Consider the following 19,817-nt stretch of genomic DNA (forward strand, 5'->3'; position numbering starts at 1 on the left):
TTTCACATGAATAAAATGCATATTAATTATGTGGGAGATAACAAAAATGGTATGAAAAACCGCAAATTCAACTTAGTGACGGCTGATTTTAAAAAAGTCACAAGTCTGAGGTAATACGTTTATTGAAAAAACAAAAGCTGATTTCTCCAACGCTAAGGAGCCATCAGCTTCATTGTTATGTCTTTACATGTATTCTATCCCTTATCATTAATACTTAATTTGCAAAGAATGAATCTATGACATCTTATAAATCTGGCAACGATATGATTTTAAGGGTTCGGAACCTGACATGGGGTCCAGCTGCTCTATACCTATCAATTGATTCACGTTTGCACCTTCAGCTGAAAATGGATCAAATCCTAATAACTCTAGTTCATCACACTTATCCCACCATCCCGATTGAGTATATACCGTACCCACGGGTATACTTTGTGTCATTCGAGTGACTGCCTTCATTCTGCCATGAGGAGATACCAATTGAATCCAATCACCATCATTTAATTTATACATATGAGCTGTTTGTGGGTGAATCTCAATAAAAGGATCAGGATGCATTTTCCTTAGTTTAGCAATATTTCGATGCTGACTATGACAAAAAGATTTTAATTTATTTGAAGAAAGAACTAACGGAAAATTATATGATTTATCCTGATAATACGGAACAGTTAATGGTTTTTCAAATTGGGGCAACGGATCATATCCATGCTGTAACAAAAACTCGGAATAAATCTCCAACTTCCGCGTTGGGGTGGAAAAGCCACTGACTCCTCCATTCTTTTTTTCACTATATTTACAATAGTTTACTTGTAAGGGGATTGATATCCCTGCAGGCTGAGAACGAAGTTGATCTAATGTTAAATTCAACGGTTCCAGATAGTAATTAAACGCCGCTTCAATATCCCCATTCCAAAACTCTTCTTCATAGCCCATTTCCAATGCCAGATCCATTATAATTTGCAGGTCAGGACGAGTTTCCCCAGAAGCCTTTGACATTGCAGGGTTATATTGAATATGTTGAGCCGTTTGTAAACTCCCATCAAAACCAGCCAACAGACTTGGCGACTCCCAGGCATGCGCCGCAGGTAATACAATATCTGCAAACCTTGTCATAGGGTTATGAAACATATCGACATGGACATGATATTCTAGTTTTTTTAAGGCCTCCATCATGTTTCCGCTTTCCGGGTTTTGTGTGACCATATTACTCCCAAAACTTAATAACGCTCTCATAGGATAAGGCGTTTCGTTCAATACAGCATCGGCAAAATCATACCCGGTAGCGGAAATTTTCGGAGCACCTAGGGGCCTCTTCTCTCTTCCTAAACGCTTCTGTTGTTGTGAACGTGGAATCAAATTTTGATCTTTAATTGGATTAACTGGTAAAGACGGGAGGATAATATTTCCCCCCTGCTTATCAAAATAACCGGTCAGGCTATAAAGGATACATAATGCTCGATTGGTTGATGAACTATTTACATGCTGTTCTAAGCCATTCCATGAATAATAAGATATCGGATCTCCATCGCTTAATAATTCCCCAAGTTCCACTAATTTTTCATATGGAACACCCGTTATTTTTTCCACCTTTTCTATCGTGAAAGAAGAGACTCTTTTCATTAATTGAGAAAAAACAGTTTCTGAAGAAACGCTTTCATTTGTATATTCACCTGTAAGCAAAATATTTTCTGACCATGTTTGAGGATCTTCCCGGGTATCAATTTTATATGGCTTCTCATTCTTATCAAGAGCTAAAAATTCATATGGATGATGATTTTCCGGCCGAAGGAATTTCCCCGTTTGCTTATCCACTAAGAAGGGGGCATTGGTCCAATTAAGCAGAAATTTATGATCAAATGAATGATTCTCAATTAAAAAGCGAATACAGCCTAATATTAAGGCACTATCAGTTCCATGATTCGGAGCAATCCATAAATCTGCCGCTGCAGCTGTCGTTGTTCGGCGCGGGTCAATTACTACTAGTTTGCTCCCTCTTTTTTTCGCTCCCATGAGCCTTTTCCATGTCTGAAGATTCGTATCAGCTGGATTGTGTCCCCATATCAATATTAAATTAGCATGTTCAAAGTCGGGTTGAGGCAATCCAACACCGTACGTGTATTTTGATCCCTCATCCCTCGCCCATTGGCAGACATTTGTATGGGAAATATAGTTGGGAGTGCCGTAAAGATTCATCAAGCGATGCAGGTATGGCCCCCAGTTAAAACTTCCGCTCGCACCAACAGTTGGAAAAGTGTATGATACCGATTCTGCCCCTGTTTCAGAACTGATCTGTTTCAACTTATCAGTAATGGTTTGTATGGCTTCTTCCCATTTTATTCTTTTCCATTTCGGTTCTTCCCCTTTTGGATTCGTTCTTTTTAAAGGGAAAAGAATACGATCAGGATGATTGATTATCTGAGGGGCTGACGCTCCTTTTGGACAGATTCCCCCATTCGGATGACTTTTATCGGGAATCACCTTTTTTAACCGATCATTTTCCGTAATGGAAATAACCCCGCATTTTGAAACGCATTGCGAACAAAACCCCGATCTTCTTTTTTCACTAGTATTCATCATACTTCTCTCCTTTTTAAGGTTGAGTTGATTAGTGATAACAAAAAACTAGGAACCTTTTCGGTCGAACATCTCAAATAAGGATCACATATTCTAGAATTCCTTGTGATTCTTATCCAGCTCTTGTTGAATGTCTTCCGCTTGTCTACGGTTATTGTTATTATCTTGAAGTTTCATTCTCTTTTATGGTACATTAGATTTCATCATAAATAAAATGCATATTAATCATATGGGAGATAACAAGAACGATATGAATAGATCACAAATTCAACTGATTGTTAAGATATCGGAAACAGGAAGTTTTACAAAAGCTGGTGAAGAACTACACATGACACAACCTGCGGTAAGTCGTGCCGTAGCAACGATTGAATCGGAATTAGGGACGAAGTTAATTAAGAGAAATAAGAAGAACGGATTGTTTTTTACGGATGTAGGAGAGCGTGTCTTAATTAAATTTAGAAATATCCTGGGTGAATTACAGAAAGTAGATGAATTAATTGCAGCTGAACAAGGATTAGAAATAGGCAAGGTTCATATTGGAGCTTACCCAACTGCGTGCAAAAGGTTTATCCCAAAAATTATACGGACAATGGAAGATAAGTATCCTGGTCTTGAAGTTAAGATTTCGGAAGGAAGTGTAGATCAAGTCAAAGAATGGTTACGTTCTAAATGTGTTGATGTAGGAATGATTATTCCTCCTGTAGAAGATTTCGATATCGTGCCCTTAATGAAAGATCAATTGATTGTCATTATGCACTCGAGTCATCCTTTATATCAGAAAGAAACAATAGGTATTCCCGACTTACAAGATGAGGATATATTACTTGGAAGAGGCGGTTATGAGGTACAAATTCACTCTTTATTCAAAGATTTTAAATTGAAACCTAATGTACGGTTTGTCATTGATTATATAGACACAGCATTATGTATGGTACAAGAAGGATTAGGAATTACAATCACAACGAAAAAAAATATTCTATCACTACCGGAAAATGTCGTTTTTCGTGAATTAAAGCCAAACACGTTTAGAGAAATCGGTATAGCTGTTCCAGATATGAAAGATATCTCTAAAGCAACAGATGTCTTTATCCAAACAGCTCGTACTCTTTTCGCTAATAAAAGTGATTAGCATAAAAAAATACCTGGGGTCTACAACCCTTGGTATCATTGAGATGCGGCCGAGAGGACATGAACCTCCGCGGGTTATTCACCCACTAGGCCCTCAACATAGTAAATCCATATCACTGGTTATGAAAGCTTGTTTTCATTACACTCTCTATTGTGCCCATGTAGATTGCAAACATGTCATTAATGTCAAGTCATGAACTCCTAATGGATATTTAATAACTCATTTTCAATGAAAAACTGAACTCTGATAATTAGTCGAGATTCTAAGATATACACGGACCAATCGACCTTCCCTTTTTTTTTTGGAAACCCAATGGTTCCCTTTTGTTTTGGTGTTGTTTTTTTCAAAAAAGTTATTGACACCAAAAAAATATCATGTTATTATTATAAATTTGATATCTCACTCCATATATGGTAACCTTAAGTTGAGTTACCATATATGGAGGTGGATGATATGTTTCAAATTGGCGATAACATCGTTTATCCAATGCACGGAGCAGGTATAATTGAAGCCATAGAAGAAAAAGAATTCTTAGAGGAAAAAGAACATTATTATGTCATAAAAATGTCAATCAGTCATATGACAGTTATGATTCCAACGCGTAAAATATTGAGTTTAAATATACGACCAGTTACTGATATACTTGCATTAAAACACATTATGCACATTTTTCAGCATGGAGAATCAGATAAGTTACTGCCGTGGAAACAAAGATATAAAGTAAACACAGACAAAATAAAAACGGGTAAAATACAAGAAGGTGCTGAAGTTGTACGTGATTTAATGCGTATGAAGAAAGAAAAAGCACTTAATGCCAGCGAAAAAAAAATGTTGGATAATGCATATGAATTTTTGATTAGTGAACTGGAAGTCATTAAAGGAATCACTGAAAATCAAATAAAAAGTTTCTGTTAAGGCTAATGTGTTTTGCATTCCAAAACACCCTTAAGTTTTCAGAAAATTACGATTAAACGTTTAACTTCTTCAACTTACTTTTAGAACATTAACCTCTTTTATTACTCCTGCAATCTAATCTGTTTTATTTTTAAATTTCTTCAACGAACATTTGAATTTTTATCAAAAACTCGATGGAATAGTCACTTGATTTTTGTAATCCTGATTCACACTGGCACGGACAAGGAGCCGTAAGGATGGAAGAGAGGAAGGGTTTTCATTGTTTTAGGTCTAAGTGATTATTTCCAGAAGAAAAAACAACCCCTCTCCTCTTTATCTTTAAGAATTTCTTACAACTGCTTCCACAGTGAATAGCAATTGTTTATCTTCTTTTCATAAAAGAGATATGCGAATTGTAACAAAGAATAACATACAGTTATATTGAGAACATAAAAACAAATCATTTATATATATTCCACATATCGTCAATCCGGTATGTTATACTGTAAACAATCCTTTGAGGTTTTAAACCTTTTTTTTACCTTGTAGCATCTGTCCCTACTCGAACGTTGAGTAGGGTTTTTTATTCAGTATGATACAGAGAACATAAAAAAACAGGCCCTATAAAAGAGCCTGTTTGTATAAACGATTGAAGATTAAGCAGTTTTTTGAACGTTAGCAGCTTGGGCTCCACGAGCACCTTGCTCAACGTCAAACGTTACTTTTTGACCTTCGTCTAAAGATTTGAATCCGTCACTTTGGATTGCAGAAAAGTGTACGAATACATCGTCTCCATTTTCACGTTCGATAAATCCAAAACCTTTTTCTGCATTAAACCATTTAACTGTACCTTGTTCCATTTTTGTTGCCTCCTAGTGTGTTACACATTGTATTACTATCCTTGCCCAAAGTATCATCAAGACGAAAAGTCGATATTCATACTATCCTTTACACGAACAAAAATAATTCTCCTTTATCATAACACGAAACGGAAATAACTGCAAATTAATATCATGTTTCATTTTGTTAAACGTGTCGATACCAGTGCAAAATAAGATGCCTATTAACAACGATGGTTTGAAAACACCGTGAAAATGGATCACCATGTCTTCAAAAAAGCTCAGCTGTTTCTTGTTCAAGCAAGATATTCTTTTAAAAGCAGGGCTGTTCACTGGTATAGCTTTGGTTTCTGAAGATGTTTCCAAACGATCACTCAGGTATACTGTAATGTTTGTTCTTTAAACAATGAATGTTTACGGTCTAAATAAACCGATCCCCATAGGGGAGCATGGAGAGAGTTTGGCCCGATAAAGAGCTGGGTATAATCTTCATACGCTTTTTGTATCCCAGCTAAAGATTTAATCGGGATGGAGATCAGTTTTCTGACCTTCAATCATTTTACATAGGATGAGGAAAGATACTTATTATACATGGAGTATGACTGCTGGGACTTCAAAGGCAACAACACTGGCAACAAGTATTAAGTCGTTAAAGTTCCGCCTATGGGATGGAGAAGGCAAAAAATTTGTTGGTTTTAACCACTTTAAAAAAACTTCTAAAAGCCATATATCAGCTCGGCTAGGAACGGATTAAAAACACTCCCATAATCGATGATAATGGGCAATGTATCTTGCAGAATAAAAGTGCAGACTCGCGCAAAGATTTTGTGCAGAGATCAGCACTTTTTTAATGCCAAATGCACTTACAACAAAAAATACCAAGGGTGTCAAAACCCTTGGTATCATTGAGATGCGGCTGAGAGTCTTTGTTTCTGCTCAATAACTTATTCAGCTTCTCCAACAACTGTAAAGCGTTCATTTATATGTTTTGGATTTTCGATTTCATCCAATACTGCAATTGCATAGTCTGCATAGCTGATATAACTTTCGCCTTTCGAATTCACAAGAAGATGATCTTTTCCTGACTGATAAAATCCAGTTCTTTTCCCGTCTGGGTCAAATACCGCTGAAGGACTGATAAATGTCCAGTTAATATCAGAAGTTTCCTTTAGCTCTTGCAAGTTACGACCTTGCCCTTTAGCTGTTGGAATAAAAATCTCCGGGAAATCAGGTGTATCCATTACACTGACAGTTTTATTTTCGTCTACATAAAGACTCCCTGCTCCGCCTACAATTACGGCTCTTGTATCCATTCCTTTTAATGCCCTAATTAATGCCCGGCCAGCATCTACATGTGCCTGTTCTTCTCCTAATGGAGCACCGAAGGCATTAACTGCTACATCTAACTTTTTTAGATCATCCGATGTAAGATCAATTATATTTTTTTCAATGATTGCGATCTTTTCCTCTTTAAGTTTTGCAGCATCTCTTACAATTGCAGTTACTTCATGTCCCCTGCTTACCGCTTCTTTCAAGATAAGACTTCCAGCTTTTCCGGTTGCACCAATGATTCCAATTTTCAATTTCCAGTCCTCCTAATAATTCGAAATTTAAAATGTAATCATATTGATTACATGTAATAATTTTAGTTACAACTTATTTATTTGTCAATACTTTTATCATCTTGAAGCATATTAGAGTAAAATAAACTTGTAATACATTCGGTTACAAGTGTACTATAAAGAGTGTAAAGTAATGAGGATGGTGAAGAAATCATGTCTATTAGCAGCCGTTTTGCTGTAGGAATTCATATATTGGCTCTTATTGAAATAAATGCAGACGGAATTAGCACTTCTGAATTTTTAGCTGGAAGTGTAAATACAAATCCCGCCTTAATAAGAAAAATTATGGGAATGCTGAAAAAAGCAGGTTTAGTAAATGTACGGCCAGGTATTGCAGGAGCCGAATTAGCGAAGGATTTAACTGAAATCACCTTACTTGATGTTTATAGAGCAGTTAACGTTGTTCAAGATAAAGAATTGTTTAGTATACATGAAAATCCCAATCCTCAATGTCCTGTAGGCCGGAACATTCAAAGTACAATTGGTCCAATATTTGAAATCGCCCAATCTGCCTTGGAAAAAGCTCTTGGACATATAACAATTGAGGATGTGGTAAAGGATATTATTGAAAAGGAGAAATTGACCAATAATTGTTAAATAACTCCTGGAAAATCTTTTATCAGACTGGGGATAAGAAAATCAATAAAACAAAAAGGGACTGGATCATATTGAATCCAGCCCCGTATTGATATTGATTTTTTGATTAAAAAAATGGCTTTTCATGAACAAAAAAAGAGCAGACTCAGAGTCCACTCAATTAATTAAGATGATTGCTCAATTCATCCAGACACCTATAAAAAATGAAAGGTGACGATGATATGCCACCACAAAGGTCATTTAGCGTTTAATTAATACTGATAACTCACCTTCAAACACTTTTTCCTCTTTCTGATTATAGGTAGATAACAATACAGTAAGTATCCCCGTCTGGCTTTTATTTGGTTTTTTATCAATAACCTTAACAATAGTGTTCAGTTTATCATTAGGGTAAACGGGTACTAGGAATTTTATATTATTCATTCCTGTCCCAGCAATAATATCGTCTTCATGACACCCTTCTTCAATCCAAAGCTTAAAAGTAATAGATAACGTTTGTATTCCAGAAGCAATAATTCCATTAAATCTGCCCATTTTTGCTTTTTCTTCATTTAAATGCATGTATTGTGGGTCATACACTTCTGCAAAATTCATTATATTCTCTTTTGTTAATTCAAAAGATTTAGTTTGAAAAACCTGCCCGATGGTGAATTCATCCAACTTCATAAATAAATCTCCTAGAATCTAAACTTTATTATTAAATCTACGTAGCATTTTAACATACTGGCTCTCACACAACAACTTAACGGTAAAACAATTGTTCCCCTATCAGGAATGAACAAGCACATTGTTTTTGTTTCCTTGCCTTTAACCTCTTTATAATCAGGTGTTTTCTTATAAAGACCAAGGCGGTCGCCATCACCATCACCCAGCATATGTGCCATTTCCTCATAAGAATCTCCAAGCTTCTCATAATAAGAATAAGCAGTCAGCCTACGAGAACTTTCTTCTGGCTGATAAAACGCAAGTTGAATATATTTCCCGTCATCATATACACGAATTATGGCGTTATCTCTTTTGTGCTCATCTGAATCTGCTCGCATTTCTTTTCTGACTTTCTTCTCCTGCTTCATCACTTCATTAATCATTATCATATTTACTACCGCCGCACGCAGTCAGCAGAAGGATGAAGGTGACTGACAAATCATACGACCTACTATAAGTAAGTGGACAGTAACAGATAAATTTTTATAAACAAAAAATACCAAGGGTATCAAAACCCTTGGTATCATTGATGCGGCCGAGAGGACTTGAATCTCCGCGGGTTATTCACCCGCTAGGCCCACCATCTATATTCATAAAACTATTGCTCAGTTGTCAGCATGTTAAGTAAATTACGAATTTCCTTGTTATAACTTTTAATTTCTTCTTCATTACAACCGGTTTTATCAAATACTGCATTAGGAATCAATGTGACTTTTTCTTTAAACTCATTCCCTTCAGTTGTTAACGTAATAATTACACTTCGTTCATCCTCTTTTGAACGCTCTCTTATAATAAGACCTCGCTCCTCAAGTCGTTTTAAAACTGGAGTTAATGTTCCGGAGTCTAGATATAATTCTTCGCCTAAACCTTTAACAGATATTTTTTCCTTCTCCCATAAAACAAGAAGAACCAAATACTGCGGATAAGTAATTCCTAATTCTTTTAAGAGAGGATGGTATAACTTTATCATTTCACGGGAAGCTGCATAAATCGCAAAACACAGATGATTACTTAACAGTAATTTATCATCCTTCTTCATGTTAAATCCCTCACAATATTTATATTCATTATTACACATAATAGCACAAGAATTACATTAAGTAAAATTGAATGACTAACAATTTAATTAATCATAACTTATACTATGATCTCCTATTTTCTCAATATGGTTATTATGTACACTAACTTTAAACTGCCATTTAATTACGAATTTAAATTGAGAACAATTAAATTTTTAAAAATTTAATTGACAACGCTAGTTAGATTGATTAAAATTCAATTGTGTTAAATTTAATTTATAGGAGTGTTTGATGATGACAGTATATTTTACAGCAGAAGCTACAACAAAAGGCGGAAGAGAAGGTCATGTAAAATCTAATGATCTTATGATTGATTTGGATTTAGCTATGCCAAAACCAAATCAAGTATCCACGGCGACAAATCCAGAACAATTATTTGCGGCAGGCTATTCAGCTTGTTATGACAGTGCTCTTCATTTAGCAGCCCAAAGAAAACGATTAAAAATCGAATCAGCAGTTACTGGTAAAGTAAGTTTATTAAAAGATGAAAGTGATAATGGTTATAAACTCGGAGTTGTTTTGGAGGTGGAAATTCAAGGGGTATCTCAAGAGCAAGCAGAAGAATTAACACATGCAGCTCATCAAGTATGTCCATATTCTAAAGCTACTCGCGGAAATATTGATGTACAAATCATTACAACAGCAATGTAAGACAAAAGATGCCAAGATGGAATAAAAAATAATGATTAAAACATATAGGTGACCAACCTTCAAATAAGGAGTGAGATTTATGTTAAAGAAAGTACAATTAGAAAAAGCAGCTCAAGAATTTGCAGAAGCAACCGCGAACCCACCCTATCTATTCGACCTTGGACCTGAGAAAGGACGAGAAGCTGTAGATGAGGTCCAATCTGACCCAATTGATAAACTCCCAGTTGATATTGAAGATATTATGATTTCAGGAGGACCGAGCGGACAGGTATCAGTAAGAATAATGCGCCCACAGAATGCGCCTGCGCACCTTCCTGTCATCGTGTACATTCATGGGGCCGGCTGGGTATTTGGTAATGAGCATACACATGATCGGCTCATCCGTGAGCTGGCAGTTGGAGCACAAGCTGCTATTGTCTTTCCAAATTACACCTTATCTCCAGAAGCAAAATATCCGACAGCCATTGAAGAAATCTATGCAGTAGTGAAGTGGGCAGCTGAAAATGGCCGTGAGAACGGCATGATTCCCGAGAGTCTAACAATTGCAGGTGATAGTGTTGGAGGCAATATGACTGCTGCTGTCACGCTAATGGCCAAAGCACGAGGTGACTTGAATATCCGACAACAATTACTTTTCTATCCGGTAACAGACGCTTCTTTCGATACGGAATCCTATCACCAGTTTGCTACAGGATACTTTTTACGCAAGGACGCGATGATGTGGTTTTGGGATCAGTACACAACCAATTCGAATGAGCGTGCTGAAATTACAGCATCACCTCTACGTGCAACTACTGAGCAGCTTCAAGGACTTCCGCCTGCATTGATTATCACAGCTGAAGCTGATGTACTTCGTGACGAGGGAGAAGCATATGCCAATAAACTTCGTGAAGCTGGTGTTCCGGTCACTGCCGTACGTTTCCAAGGTATCATTCACGATTTCGTGATGCTCAACGCCTTAGCTAAAACTGAAGCTGCGCGCGGAGCAATTGATCTTGCCACAGCCTGGTTGCGTAAAGGGTTTTAATTCACATTGTTTCGTCACATAGAGGCCGCTGCAAAAAAAATAAAAAACAAACAGATCCACTCAAATAATTGAGTGGATCGTATATTGATTTAATCACTTATCGCAAATATATTCACGTTGGAATAATGGAACTTTTGATGAGCTTTTTAATCAAAAAGAGAAACATCCAACAGATCATACCAGCCAAAGCGGTTAGTGATATATCCTTGGGCTGTGGTTGGTATTTTCTGCAGACTATTTGGAGAAATGATTCCCCTTCATACAGCTCTATTGTGAATATTATCACATTCGAAAACAAACTTTTATTTCTCCAAAGTATCCTAAACCTTTAATATTAGTTCTTCCATTACGGCTTCCAATATGTTTATTATAAGATTGAGGTCGTTCCTAAGAATTATTTACTGATTCTATCTTTATTACCCCACAATCAGGTGAAACAAAACACTATAAACGTAGCATACCTTTTTAAAATCTGACAAGCCCAACAGGGTGATAGAAACCCGGCTAAAGCCCAGCTAGTCATTGGATAGAAGAAATTTTTTTGTTTTTCCCAAGGAATAACCGTCTGTGTTTAATCTTGCCCAATTAGAAAGAAAAAGAGCAGGAGTAATCCTGCTCTTTCATTCAAAACTTTAATTTGTATGAAGAATTTCGTATACCTTTTCGACTTTCTTTACCTATTAATCAGTATGCAGACTACAACAGAAATAAGTAGCACCGGGTATGAAATAATGGATGCATTTAAACAGGCCAATCACCGACAATTGAATTTATTGCATGACACCTAACAAAATTATTTTTTAAATCCAGCTGGAAATAAAGAAACATTTCTTAGGTAATGGTTTTATTTTTGATCGGCTATTTCTTACAGCTAAATCCAGATATCATTTTCAGCTGTTTGATCAGTTATTTCTTGCCCGGTATTCACAACACCTTTAGGTTCTGCAAGCAAAATTTCACACTCTGATTCTGCATAAGGTTTATGTTCAACATTTTTCGGTATGACAAACATTTCACCTTCATTTAATTTTACTTCTCCATCATGAAATTCAATGATTAAATTATCCCCAATGACAATAAAGACTAATAATTACTAAAATTTTAGCAAACCCCAATATTCATTATCTCAATTATTGTTTAACTAACTGGTAATTGTAACAGTAAACTCATGTTTATGAAAAGTTATAACAACCGAAAATTTTCCAATTCAAGTCTGTTTAACCAGTTATGAACCAATGAATTAAATACATCGGTTTGTTCGATTTGCAGGTTGTGACCAGCCATATCAAGTACTGCAAAAGTTGCCCTTGGGTAATCTTCGAGTAGTCGCCATGCATCGTGGTATCCGACTACATTGTCCTGACGCCCTGTGATAATTAGCGTGGGATACTCAAGTTTAGATGAAATATCGAAGGTAAACCCATATCCATTTTGACGAATGTTGTTTATGAATTCATAATTTGTTTGTTTAGAAGGAAGTAAAATTTCATTTCGAAACCTCTCCCATTCAGTTTTACCTTGCACAATCCCCATAGAGCAAAATTCATCCGCCTCCTCTGAAGACAAATGTGATATCAAGTCGCTGTCTCTTTTTAAAACAGTCTTCTGCGGTACTACCCTTTCATCGAATTCGGGTATAGTTAATGGTGCCATCAGCAGTAATCCACGAACTGTTTCCTGACGTGAACGAACGATACCTCTGGCAATGTACCCTCCATATGAATTACCACAAACAATAAACTGTTGATCAGGAATAATTTCGTCCAAAAGACGCAATATCGCTTCTAAAATATCATCAGAGTTCCGAATAGACGGTTGTGGCTTAGAATGTCCCATACCCGGTAAGTCTATGTATATTCTCTTCCAACCGCTTCGTTTCTCGAATAACGGTTCCATTGCATGTAACATCACCTGATGGTCAAGTGTCCAACCATGCAACATAACGATCGGATATCCCTCTCCAATTACTTTATGGTAAATCGACATGTATTTGTTTCCCCTTCCCTGTAATCCTAATGTTTCGTTATGAACATTTAATCTTTTCATATATTTATCACAATTTTAACAAACTTTTAACTGAACTTGGTAAGTTGAACAAGGATTAAACATTGAATTTTGACAATCGCAAACTGTCATATGTGTCCGTCATATCAAAAGAATCTGTAATGTGTTGTTTAGCGCTTTCGTTACGGCGACTATCGACAAATAAGAACCAAGCAAAGTATTGGCCAGATACGTTGAATATTTTGATCACTTTGAACTTTAATTAAGTGGGCAGTTTGTGAGCAGTAGATCATTTAAAAATAAGCACAAAAAAATACCAAGGATCTCTCTATTACCCTAGGTATCATTGATGCGGCCGAGAGGACTTGAACCTTCACGGGTTATTCACCCGCTGGGCCCTCAACCTAGTAAAAACCTATCATGAGTTACAAAAACTTTTATTCAAAGCATCTGTTTATTTTATTTATACTTATTTTCATCATTTTTCATGAATTCTGAGCACAAATTGGGCACCGATTAGAGACCAAGGAACTCTACATTTCATCAAGAAATATGTACTCATTGCCCTGTTGTAATTAGTTTCACATCATTTATTTCAGCTTCCCTCGCGAATACCGGATCAATGCTCAGCTTTAAGATAGTCAACCAATTTCTCCGCACTGTTCTTAACATCTTCTTTTGAAAGGTGAAGTGTCCCATATTGTGTAAAAGCAGGAAGAAAACGCATTCCTATATAGTTAGCAGTGACTTGAAACGGTCTGATAAGCTCGCTGATCGTGATATTATATTCTCCGCCTGCTTGATAATCAGATTCCGGTGCGCCTAAGGAGATAGCTAAGAGCAGTTCTTTTCCATGCAATTTAGTTCCTCCAGTTCCATAAGCCCAGCCATGTGTTAACACATCATCTTCCCATTGTTTGAGTAACGCGGGACTGCTGTACCAATACATTGGGAACTGAAAAACGATACGCTCATGATCTAACAGGAGCTGCTGCTCTTTTTCTACATCAATGATAAAATTAGGGTATTCACCGTACAGGTCATGAACCGTAATGTCATTCTCTTGCTTTAAACGATTCATCCAGGTTTTGTTGACAGCGGACGTTTCCAAATTAGGGTGTATAACGATAACCAATGTTTTCATTTGACTGATTATCCTTTCTTCGCCGATTAGTTATTATTGCTTTTGCGATAATGAATTGATTCTAATTTTAAAATAGCAACTTTATTACACCTATTTTATCCCTTTTCATAAATTCAGGGCAACTAATTGGGCAGCAATTATAGTCAAAAAAAGGCCTACCCTTTTAAAAAGATTAAGCCTTTTTAGTACCCTCGTGCGCCTACCCTATCAGCAGCCACTTTGACTTCTGTACATTGATCATCTTGCAAATAAGTTATTGAAAATACACTACTTAAAATCTCCGCTGTCAAAAGAATCCGCCTGATTTTCATTAATAATCTCCCCTTGTTTAATTTTTCGTCTTGCTTCAATACTCATACGATAATATTCATTAGAGAGCATTAAATTTCCTTTTTGTATTAATTTAGGAAGGAGGGCTCGACCAATTACTCCAGTCCCCCAGCAACAATGATCTTCATACTATTTCTTATTTACCTGCTAATCTTGAAGCAGCTTCTTCAACTTCTTTATTTGCTTTTTGTAATACACCCTCCGGATTTAGTACATCTGTTCCTTGCACTCGGATAGTTTGATAATCCTCAATACCTAAGAAATTGAACATTGATTTCAGGTATTTATGAGAGTATTCAACTTCTGTATACCAATCATTATTTGTATAGATTCCTCCACTTGCTTGGATGACAAGCATTCTTCGTCCGTCTTTAAGCAGACCCACTGAGCCAGTGTCAGTATATTTAAATGTTTCACGTGCGATCATGATATTGTCCATATAGTCTTTTAATTTTGATGGAATATTGAAATTATGCAAAGGTAAAACGATGACATATGTTTTTGCACTTTTGAATTGTTCCAATACTTCTGTCATGCGTTCTGTTACTTTTTGTTCCTTGCTTGTCAGTTCTTCGCCCTTGCCTGCCTTTTCCCATGCGCTTAAAACTGTTTTATCAATCATAGGCACTTCATCACTATATAAGTTAATTTGCTCAAGCTCTTCACTCTCTGGAATTAATTCTTTGTAAGCCTCTAAAAAGTGGTTCATTACCCCTAAACTGTATGACGATGTATCATCTACTTTTGGATGTGCGTTAATGATAAGTGTTTTGCTCATTTGAAACTCTCCTTTTAATTCATATTAAAGATTAAGTTAATCGACGATTGAATCGGTCTCTAATATAAACCCTGTATTTTTTTTTGTCAAACGGAACAAATAATATACCTAAAGAAGGGTTTTATGATTGACTATCACCAAAAATACTCCTAAGATACAATGTGATAACCCTTAAAATCAAAAGCAGGTGAGTTTATATGCAGTATAGTGTTGGGGTTGAATATGCTTTACATTGCCTGGTTTATTTAATAGATGTTCCCTCCAAGGAAAGTGTCGGGATTCGGGACCTTGCAGAGTTCCAAGGACTTTCAGAAACATTTCTTTCAAAAGTTTTCGGTAAATTATCTAAAGCTGGTATTGTAAATTCTGTCCCTGGTGTAAAGGGAGGATATAGGTTAGCAAAAACCCCAGAAGATATTTCCTTTTGGGATGTAATAGAGGCTGTGGAAGGGCCAAAACCCATTTTTCAATGTAAAAATATTGTAAGCAATGGTCTGCTATATCGAGACAAATGCAACTCCTGTGAATCCAGCAATTCCTCTTGTACAATTAACTTGGTAATGCTTGAAGCAGAAGAACACATGCGTAAGTATCTTCGTAATAAAACGCTCGCATGGTTAAATAAAGAATTGGACGTAGTATTGCCTAAAAAAACTAGGATAGATACTCGGGAATACTTCATAAAAAAAAGCTCTGACTAAATTAATGAGTCAGAGCTTTTTTGTGCTTAAAGATGCCTTTAAACAAGAATAACAATCTTCTTATTTAACGGACTAATTTCAAAAAAGGAAGGAGAAATGTAAAATGAAAGCATGAATGACACTGTATCTTAGGCTCGCTTGAGGAATTAGCTTTTTAACTTCTGCTGCCGATCGATTCGGAATATGGGGGGACACCTGGCAAGCCTAATGTCGTATAGGGAAATATTGAAAATTACACGGATGATGTTGCTGCCTTAACTCCTTTTATACCAGATGCTCTTGTACCGATAGCAGGATGGATAGCAACTATTTTTGAAACCATCTTAGGAATACTTTTGATCATTGGTTTCAAAACAAGAATAACTGCTGTATGAGTGGTGCTATGTTGATTATTTTCGCTCTAGGTTTAACAGTAGGAACAGGTTTTAAGACTTCCTCTTGACTATTCTGTCTGCATCTGCAGGTGCATTCATATTAATTAATTTAAAAAATACCCTATAGTATAGATGCTTTACTGATGAAAAAAACTATAGAGGCTAAATCATTTTCACTAGAGTCAGACAAATAGCCCTCAAACCTCCAAAAAATAGGGAAAGAAATATTGAAGCATAAAAAAGGAGCAGACTAAAGTCTACTCGGGCTTTCTGTGCGGAATCTTTATTTAATGCGGATATGATTTAGCTTTACCATCAATCTGTCGGTGAACCTTCGGAGGCTGCCCCTCGTATCAGGGTCTAATGGAAGATTGGCTCTTGCGGCTATGGTTTCTGCCACCTCCTGAATCGACATGTTGTCTGTTTGGAGGTGATCCGCAAAAACTGGTGATGACAATCCTTCAATGCAACGGCCGATTTGTTTGGCGGCCCATGAATTTTTTCCTTCTGCTCTTGTGCGCAGCCGTTTTAACAAGGCTTCCTTTGAAGCCATTAGTGTAAAGTGGTGAACCGTCTGACCGTCATGTCTAAGTCTGCCGATGATCTCATAAAAGTATTCAGGATGTACAATCGTCATAGGCACAATGATGATGCCACGGTATGTATCGGTCAGAGAGGCTAACAGGCGGTTATTGAACGTCCGCCATAAGGGATAGCTTTGAAAATCGTCTTCCGCGATCTCCGGCGGTATCATGGAGCGCAGCGCAAAACCCATCTTCTCAGGATCATACACATAAGATGCTTTCAGCCTTCTGTGCAGTTCGAAGGCGGTTTGTGTTTTTCCAGAACCGAAAGCCCCGTTTATCCAAATGATCATCTCCATTTCTCCCTTCTTATTTATCATACAAAAAAAGCCTCGAGCAGACATATAAATCTACTCTTCCAACTTTGTTTCTTTTCCTTTAACTTCTTCATAATCAGGTGTTTTCTTATACAGATCAAGTCGGTCGCCATCCCCATCACCCGGCATATGTGCCATTTCCTCAAAAGAATCTCCAAGCTTCTCATAATAAGAATAGGTAGTAAGCTTGCGAGAACTTTCTTCTGGCTGATAAAACGCAAGTTGAATATACTTCCCGTCATCATATACACGAATTATGGCGTTATCTCTCTTGTACTCATCAGAAGCAGCTCTCATTTCTTTTCTGGCTTTCTTCTTCTGCTTAATTACTTCATTAATTGCATTATCATATTTACTACCGCCGCACGCAGTCAGCAGAAGCAAAGCGAATATATTAAGGAAAATAAAAAGGTTCTTCAAAAAGAGATAGCTGACAAATCATACGACCTACTATAAATAAGTGGACAGTAACAGATAAATGTCTATAAACAAAAAATACCAAGGGTATCTAAACCCTTGGTATCATTGGGATGCGGCCGAGAGGACTTGAACCTCCACGGGTTATTCACCCACTAGGCCCTCAATAAAGTGATAGCTTATCACTAGTTACAAAACCCCGTCATTTCAAGCATTTGAAGCTATTCATTACATTCATTTACACCGTTTTATATTAATTTTGGGCACAAAATGGACACTCACTCACTTTCAAATTCAAAAGATAAAGGACTTGAAAATAAAACAATAAACAACACAATGATTATTTTATACGACCGATTATCTGACTGGAATGCGCTTAGGAGAAATTTTAGTGCTTCACGAGTAATTTCGGATTTTTAAATCATACCGTATTAAATCACACCATGGAGGAGTACACTGGGTAACATGGTCAAATAAAAAAGCTCTAACTAGTCCACAAAGGGTCTAGTTAGAGCTTTTTAGCGTATATTTTGTCCAAATCATTAAGCACCTACTCTGTCATCAGCAACGTGAAAAGGAGCTTTGATAACAGGGACATCATTTGTTAAAACCACTCCTGCAATGCTACCCAATAAAATGACTGTAAACAAAGTCCGGCTGATTTTCATTAATAATCTCCCCTTTTTTTATTTTTCGTCTTGCTTCAATACTCAGTCGATAATACTCATTGGAACGTGATAAATCCCCTTCTTCATAAAAATAATCCGCTACTCTGATAGCAAAATTTTCAATGTCTCCGAACATTCTTTTTTCATTCAGATACGAAAAGGCCTCTTCAATTAAAGAATATTCATCATCACTAAAATAAAGTCCTTCTATAATCTTAAACTTTGCTTCATATTCTGAATCTCCGTATTTCTTTGCGATAGATCGCCCCTTTTTTAAATAAAGTAAGGCTTCAGCCAGAGCTTTCTGTTTCGTTTTAACATTTACAATATTGAACAATGTTTTTGTCAAAAAGACGTGTTCAGTCTTTTCGAAAAATTCTAATGACGTTTGTAAATACTTAGCTGCTTTATCATATTCACCTATATAATCATAACAAATACCAATATTCATTTGAGACATACCAATCAAGTAATCCGCTCCAACTAATTCAGCTAAACGCAATGTGTCTCTAAACACATCTAGTGCTCTTTCATAATCCAAAGAGTCAATTAAATTACCAGCAATTATATTTTGACATCTTATGGTTTGAACTGCATACGCATCGTACTGTTTAAAAATTTTAAGCGCTCGATTGGCATAATTTAAAGAGAAATAAGTTTGTTTCATATAGTAATACACATGGGCGACTTTGAAGAAGAACTCCGCCCTTTCAATTTCATCTTCCACCTCAAACAACTTTTTCTCCGCGATTCGATAAGCACTTATTGCTGTAGTCAGTTCTTTCCTTCTAAATTCATACATTCCCATAAAGAAATAAAAATAATACTCCAACATACCGGTTAATTGACCTTGGGATTCAATTTCCCTTAGCGTCTCATATGCATTTTCCAAGCTATCCATATTCTTTGACTTCATATAGCTCAACATGATTTCATGTCTGAATTCTAGCAGCTGATAATATAATAGAGCATCTTGATTTTCTTCCATATTAGCTAGTTCAGCTTCAGCTTCCACTTTAATTCGTTCTGCTTCTTCAACCAAATCACTTTTTATCGCCATGTACCAAGCATTTAGTTTTTTTGTCACCAAATCATATGGAATTTTGCTTCTCTTTAAAAAACCCTGCTGCAAGAAAGCTCCCCCATCTCCACTAAATTGTTGGAATATTTACATTAATTGTATTATGGCAGATCGGACATTTCTTTACAAAGTTAAAATGCAAAAAGGTACGAATAGTCTATTGAAGAAATTATTCTTTTCGTCTTTATTGCGGTTATTGTAAGTCTTTTGTTTCTTGACAAGGGTTTCTAGCAGCGCAGACAAGGCGTCTAACTTTGTGAATAAAAAAGAAAGACCCAAGAGCCTCTCTTTTCATTGAATATTTA

20 protein-coding genes and 5 pseudogenes are annotated in these 19,817 nt (G+C 36.4%); 8 read left to right on the plus strand and 17 right to left on the minus strand.

Annotated features, from left to right (window positions below; genetic code table 11):
* Window positions 1-234 precede the first annotated feature (234 nt).
* On the minus strand, window positions 235-2,571 hold the full coding sequence (locus tag AUL54_RS08055; RefSeq protein ID WP_060963505.1) for a molybdopterin-containing oxidoreductase family protein: 2,337 nt from the start codon (window positions 2,569-2,571) through the stop codon (window positions 235-237).
* A gap of 250 nt (window positions 2,572-2,821) precedes the next feature.
* Between AUL54_RS08055 and AUL54_RS08060 the strand changes: the two genes are divergently transcribed.
* Both AUL54_RS08060 and AUL54_RS08065 read left to right on the plus strand, forming a co-directional pair.
* Window positions 2,822-3,700 (plus strand): LysR family transcriptional regulator, encoded by an 879-nt coding sequence (locus AUL54_RS08060; protein WP_060963506.1) that lies wholly within the window; start codon window positions 2,822-2,824, stop codon window positions 3,698-3,700.
* Between the two features lie 453 nt (window positions 3,701-4,153).
* Window positions 4,154-4,615 (plus strand): CarD family transcriptional regulator, encoded by a 462-nt coding sequence (locus AUL54_RS08065; RefSeq protein WP_060963507.1) that lies wholly within the window; start codon window positions 4,154-4,156, stop codon window positions 4,613-4,615.
* Window positions 4,616-5,250: 635 nt separating this feature from the next.
* Here AUL54_RS08065 and cspC read toward each other — a convergent pair.
* The gene (cspC, locus tag AUL54_RS08070) at window positions 5,251-5,454 is read right to left on the minus strand and encodes a cold shock protein CspC (protein ID WP_003156143.1); all 204 of its coding nucleotides are present in this window, start codon (window positions 5,452-5,454) and stop codon (window positions 5,251-5,253) included.
* A 353-nt stretch (window positions 5,455-5,807) separates the two neighbouring features.
* Window positions 5,808-5,987, minus strand: a complete 180-nt coding sequence (locus AUL54_RS21940) for a molecular chaperone TorD family protein (RefSeq protein ID WP_082761623.1) — start codon at window positions 5,985-5,987, stop codon at window positions 5,808-5,810.
* Window positions 5,988-6,058: 71 nt separating this feature from the next.
* Between AUL54_RS21940 and AUL54_RS21680 the strand changes: the two are divergent.
* A pseudogene (locus tag AUL54_RS21680) lies at window positions 6,059-6,187 on the plus strand (fatty acid desaturase); the annotation flags it as partial.
* A gap of 190 nt (window positions 6,188-6,377) precedes the next feature.
* Here AUL54_RS21680 and AUL54_RS08075 read toward each other — a convergent pair.
* Window positions 6,378-7,016: an NAD(P)-dependent oxidoreductase gene (locus AUL54_RS08075; protein ID WP_060963508.1), complete on the minus strand. Its 639-nt coding sequence runs from the start codon at window positions 7,014-7,016 to the stop codon at window positions 6,378-6,380.
* A 192-nt stretch (window positions 7,017-7,208) separates the two neighbouring features.
* Here AUL54_RS08075 and AUL54_RS08080 point away from each other — a divergent pair, with 192 nt between their 5' ends.
* A complete protein-coding gene (locus AUL54_RS08080; protein ID WP_060963509.1) occupies window positions 7,209-7,652 on the plus strand; it encodes an Rrf2 family transcriptional regulator in 444 nt (147 codons plus the stop codon).
* A 240-nt stretch (window positions 7,653-7,892) separates the two neighbouring features.
* Here the strand turns inward: AUL54_RS08080 and AUL54_RS08085 are convergent, their stop codons facing one another.
* The 3 genes and pseudogenes from AUL54_RS08085 to AUL54_RS08095 all read right to left on the minus strand — a co-directional run bounded on the left by AUL54_RS08085 (window position 7,893) and on the right by AUL54_RS08095 (window position 9,396).
* On the minus strand, window positions 7,893-8,318 hold the full coding sequence (locus AUL54_RS08085; protein ID WP_060963510.1) for a MaoC family dehydratase: 426 nt from the start codon (window positions 8,316-8,318) through the stop codon (window positions 7,893-7,895).
* Between the two features lie 125 nt (window positions 8,319-8,443).
* Window positions 8,444-8,795 (minus strand): annotated as a pseudogene (locus tag AUL54_RS08090) (cystatin-like fold lipoprotein); the annotation flags it as partial.
* Window positions 8,796-8,955: 160 nt separating this feature from the next.
* Window positions 8,956-9,396: a MarR family winged helix-turn-helix transcriptional regulator gene (locus tag AUL54_RS08095; protein ID WP_060963512.1), complete on the minus strand. Its 441-nt coding sequence runs from the start codon at window positions 9,394-9,396 to the stop codon at window positions 8,956-8,958.
* A 271-nt stretch (window positions 9,397-9,667) separates the two neighbouring features.
* Between AUL54_RS08095 and AUL54_RS08100 the strand changes: the two genes are divergently transcribed.
* Window positions 9,668-10,087 carry an organic hydroperoxide resistance protein gene (locus AUL54_RS08100; protein ID WP_060963513.1) on the plus strand — a complete coding sequence of 140 codons (420 nt, stop codon included), beginning with the start codon at window positions 9,668-9,670 and terminating at the stop codon, window positions 10,085-10,087.
* A 79-nt stretch (window positions 10,088-10,166) separates the two neighbouring features.
* Window positions 10,167-11,114: an alpha/beta hydrolase gene (locus AUL54_RS08105; protein WP_060963514.1), complete on the plus strand. Its 948-nt coding sequence runs from the start codon at window positions 10,167-10,169 to the stop codon at window positions 11,112-11,114.
* A gap of 871 nt (window positions 11,115-11,985) precedes the next feature.
* Here AUL54_RS08105 and AUL54_RS21685 read toward each other — a convergent pair.
* The 7 genes and pseudogenes from AUL54_RS21685 to AUL54_RS08130 form a co-directional block, all read right to left on the minus strand.
* Window positions 11,986-12,198: pseudogene (locus tag AUL54_RS21685) on the minus strand (cupin domain-containing protein); the annotation flags it as partial.
* A 98-nt stretch (window positions 12,199-12,296) separates the two neighbouring features.
* Entirely contained in the window at window positions 12,297-13,100 is an 804-nt protein-coding gene (locus AUL54_RS08120) for an alpha/beta fold hydrolase (protein ID WP_060963516.1), read from the minus strand.
* Window positions 13,101-13,215: 115 nt separating this feature from the next.
* Window positions 13,216-13,338 (minus strand): annotated as a pseudogene (locus AUL54_RS21150) (IS1595 family transposase); the annotation flags it as partial.
* Between the two features lie 399 nt (window positions 13,339-13,737).
* Window positions 13,738-14,262: an NAD(P)H-dependent oxidoreductase gene (locus tag AUL54_RS08125; protein ID WP_016937151.1), complete on the minus strand. Its 525-nt coding sequence runs from the start codon at window positions 14,260-14,262 to the stop codon at window positions 13,738-13,740.
* Window positions 14,263-14,444: 182 nt separating this feature from the next.
* Window positions 14,445-14,573, minus strand: a complete 129-nt coding sequence (locus AUL54_RS20650; RefSeq protein ID WP_082761625.1) for a phosphatase — start codon at window positions 14,571-14,573, stop codon at window positions 14,445-14,447.
* Window positions 14,530-14,658 (minus strand): annotated as a pseudogene (locus AUL54_RS21155) (tetratricopeptide repeat protein); the annotation flags it as partial. The pseudogene AUL54_RS21155 and the gene AUL54_RS20650, both read right to left, overlap by 44 nt.
* Window positions 14,659-14,728: 70 nt before the next feature.
* A complete protein-coding gene (locus AUL54_RS08130; protein WP_060963517.1) occupies window positions 14,729-15,370 on the minus strand; it encodes an FMN-dependent NADH-azoreductase in 642 nt (213 codons plus the stop codon).
* Between the two features lie 197 nt (window positions 15,371-15,567).
* Between AUL54_RS08130 and AUL54_RS08135 the strand changes: the two genes are divergently transcribed.
* Together AUL54_RS08135 and AUL54_RS21945 are read left to right on the plus strand one after the other, a co-directional pair.
* On the plus strand, window positions 15,568-16,071 hold the full coding sequence (locus AUL54_RS08135; protein WP_045925214.1) for an RrF2 family transcriptional regulator: 504 nt from the start codon (window positions 15,568-15,570) through the stop codon (window positions 16,069-16,071).
* Between the two features lie 320 nt (window positions 16,072-16,391).
* Window positions 16,392-16,445 (plus strand): hypothetical protein, encoded by a 54-nt coding sequence (locus tag AUL54_RS21945; protein ID WP_420913155.1) that lies wholly within the window; start codon window positions 16,392-16,394, stop codon window positions 16,443-16,445.
* 283 nt (window positions 16,446-16,728) lie between these two features.
* Here AUL54_RS21945 and tmrB read toward each other — a convergent pair whose 3' ends face one another.
* From tmrB to AUL54_RS08150, 3 genes are all read right to left on the minus strand, one after another.
* On the minus strand, window positions 16,729-17,322 hold the full coding sequence (gene tmrB / locus AUL54_RS08140; RefSeq protein WP_060963518.1) for a tunicamycin resistance ATP-binding TmrB: 594 nt from the start codon (window positions 17,320-17,322) through the stop codon (window positions 16,729-16,731).
* Window positions 17,323-17,379: 57 nt separating this feature from the next.
* Window positions 17,380-17,766, minus strand: a complete 387-nt coding sequence (locus AUL54_RS08145; protein ID WP_060963519.1) for a cystatin-like fold lipoprotein — start codon at window positions 17,764-17,766, stop codon at window positions 17,380-17,382.
* A gap of 621 nt (window positions 17,767-18,387) precedes the next feature.
* Window positions 18,388-19,563: a Rap family tetratricopeptide repeat protein gene (locus tag AUL54_RS08150; RefSeq protein WP_060963520.1), complete on the minus strand. Its 1,176-nt coding sequence runs from the start codon at window positions 19,561-19,563 to the stop codon at window positions 18,388-18,390.
* Window positions 19,564-19,817: the final 254 nt, after the last annotated feature.

Origin of the sequence: Bacillus sp. SDLI1 (assembly GCF_001553895.1) — a bacterium.
Classification (GTDB): Bacteria; Bacillota; Bacilli; order Bacillales; family Bacillaceae; genus Bacillus; species Bacillus siamensis.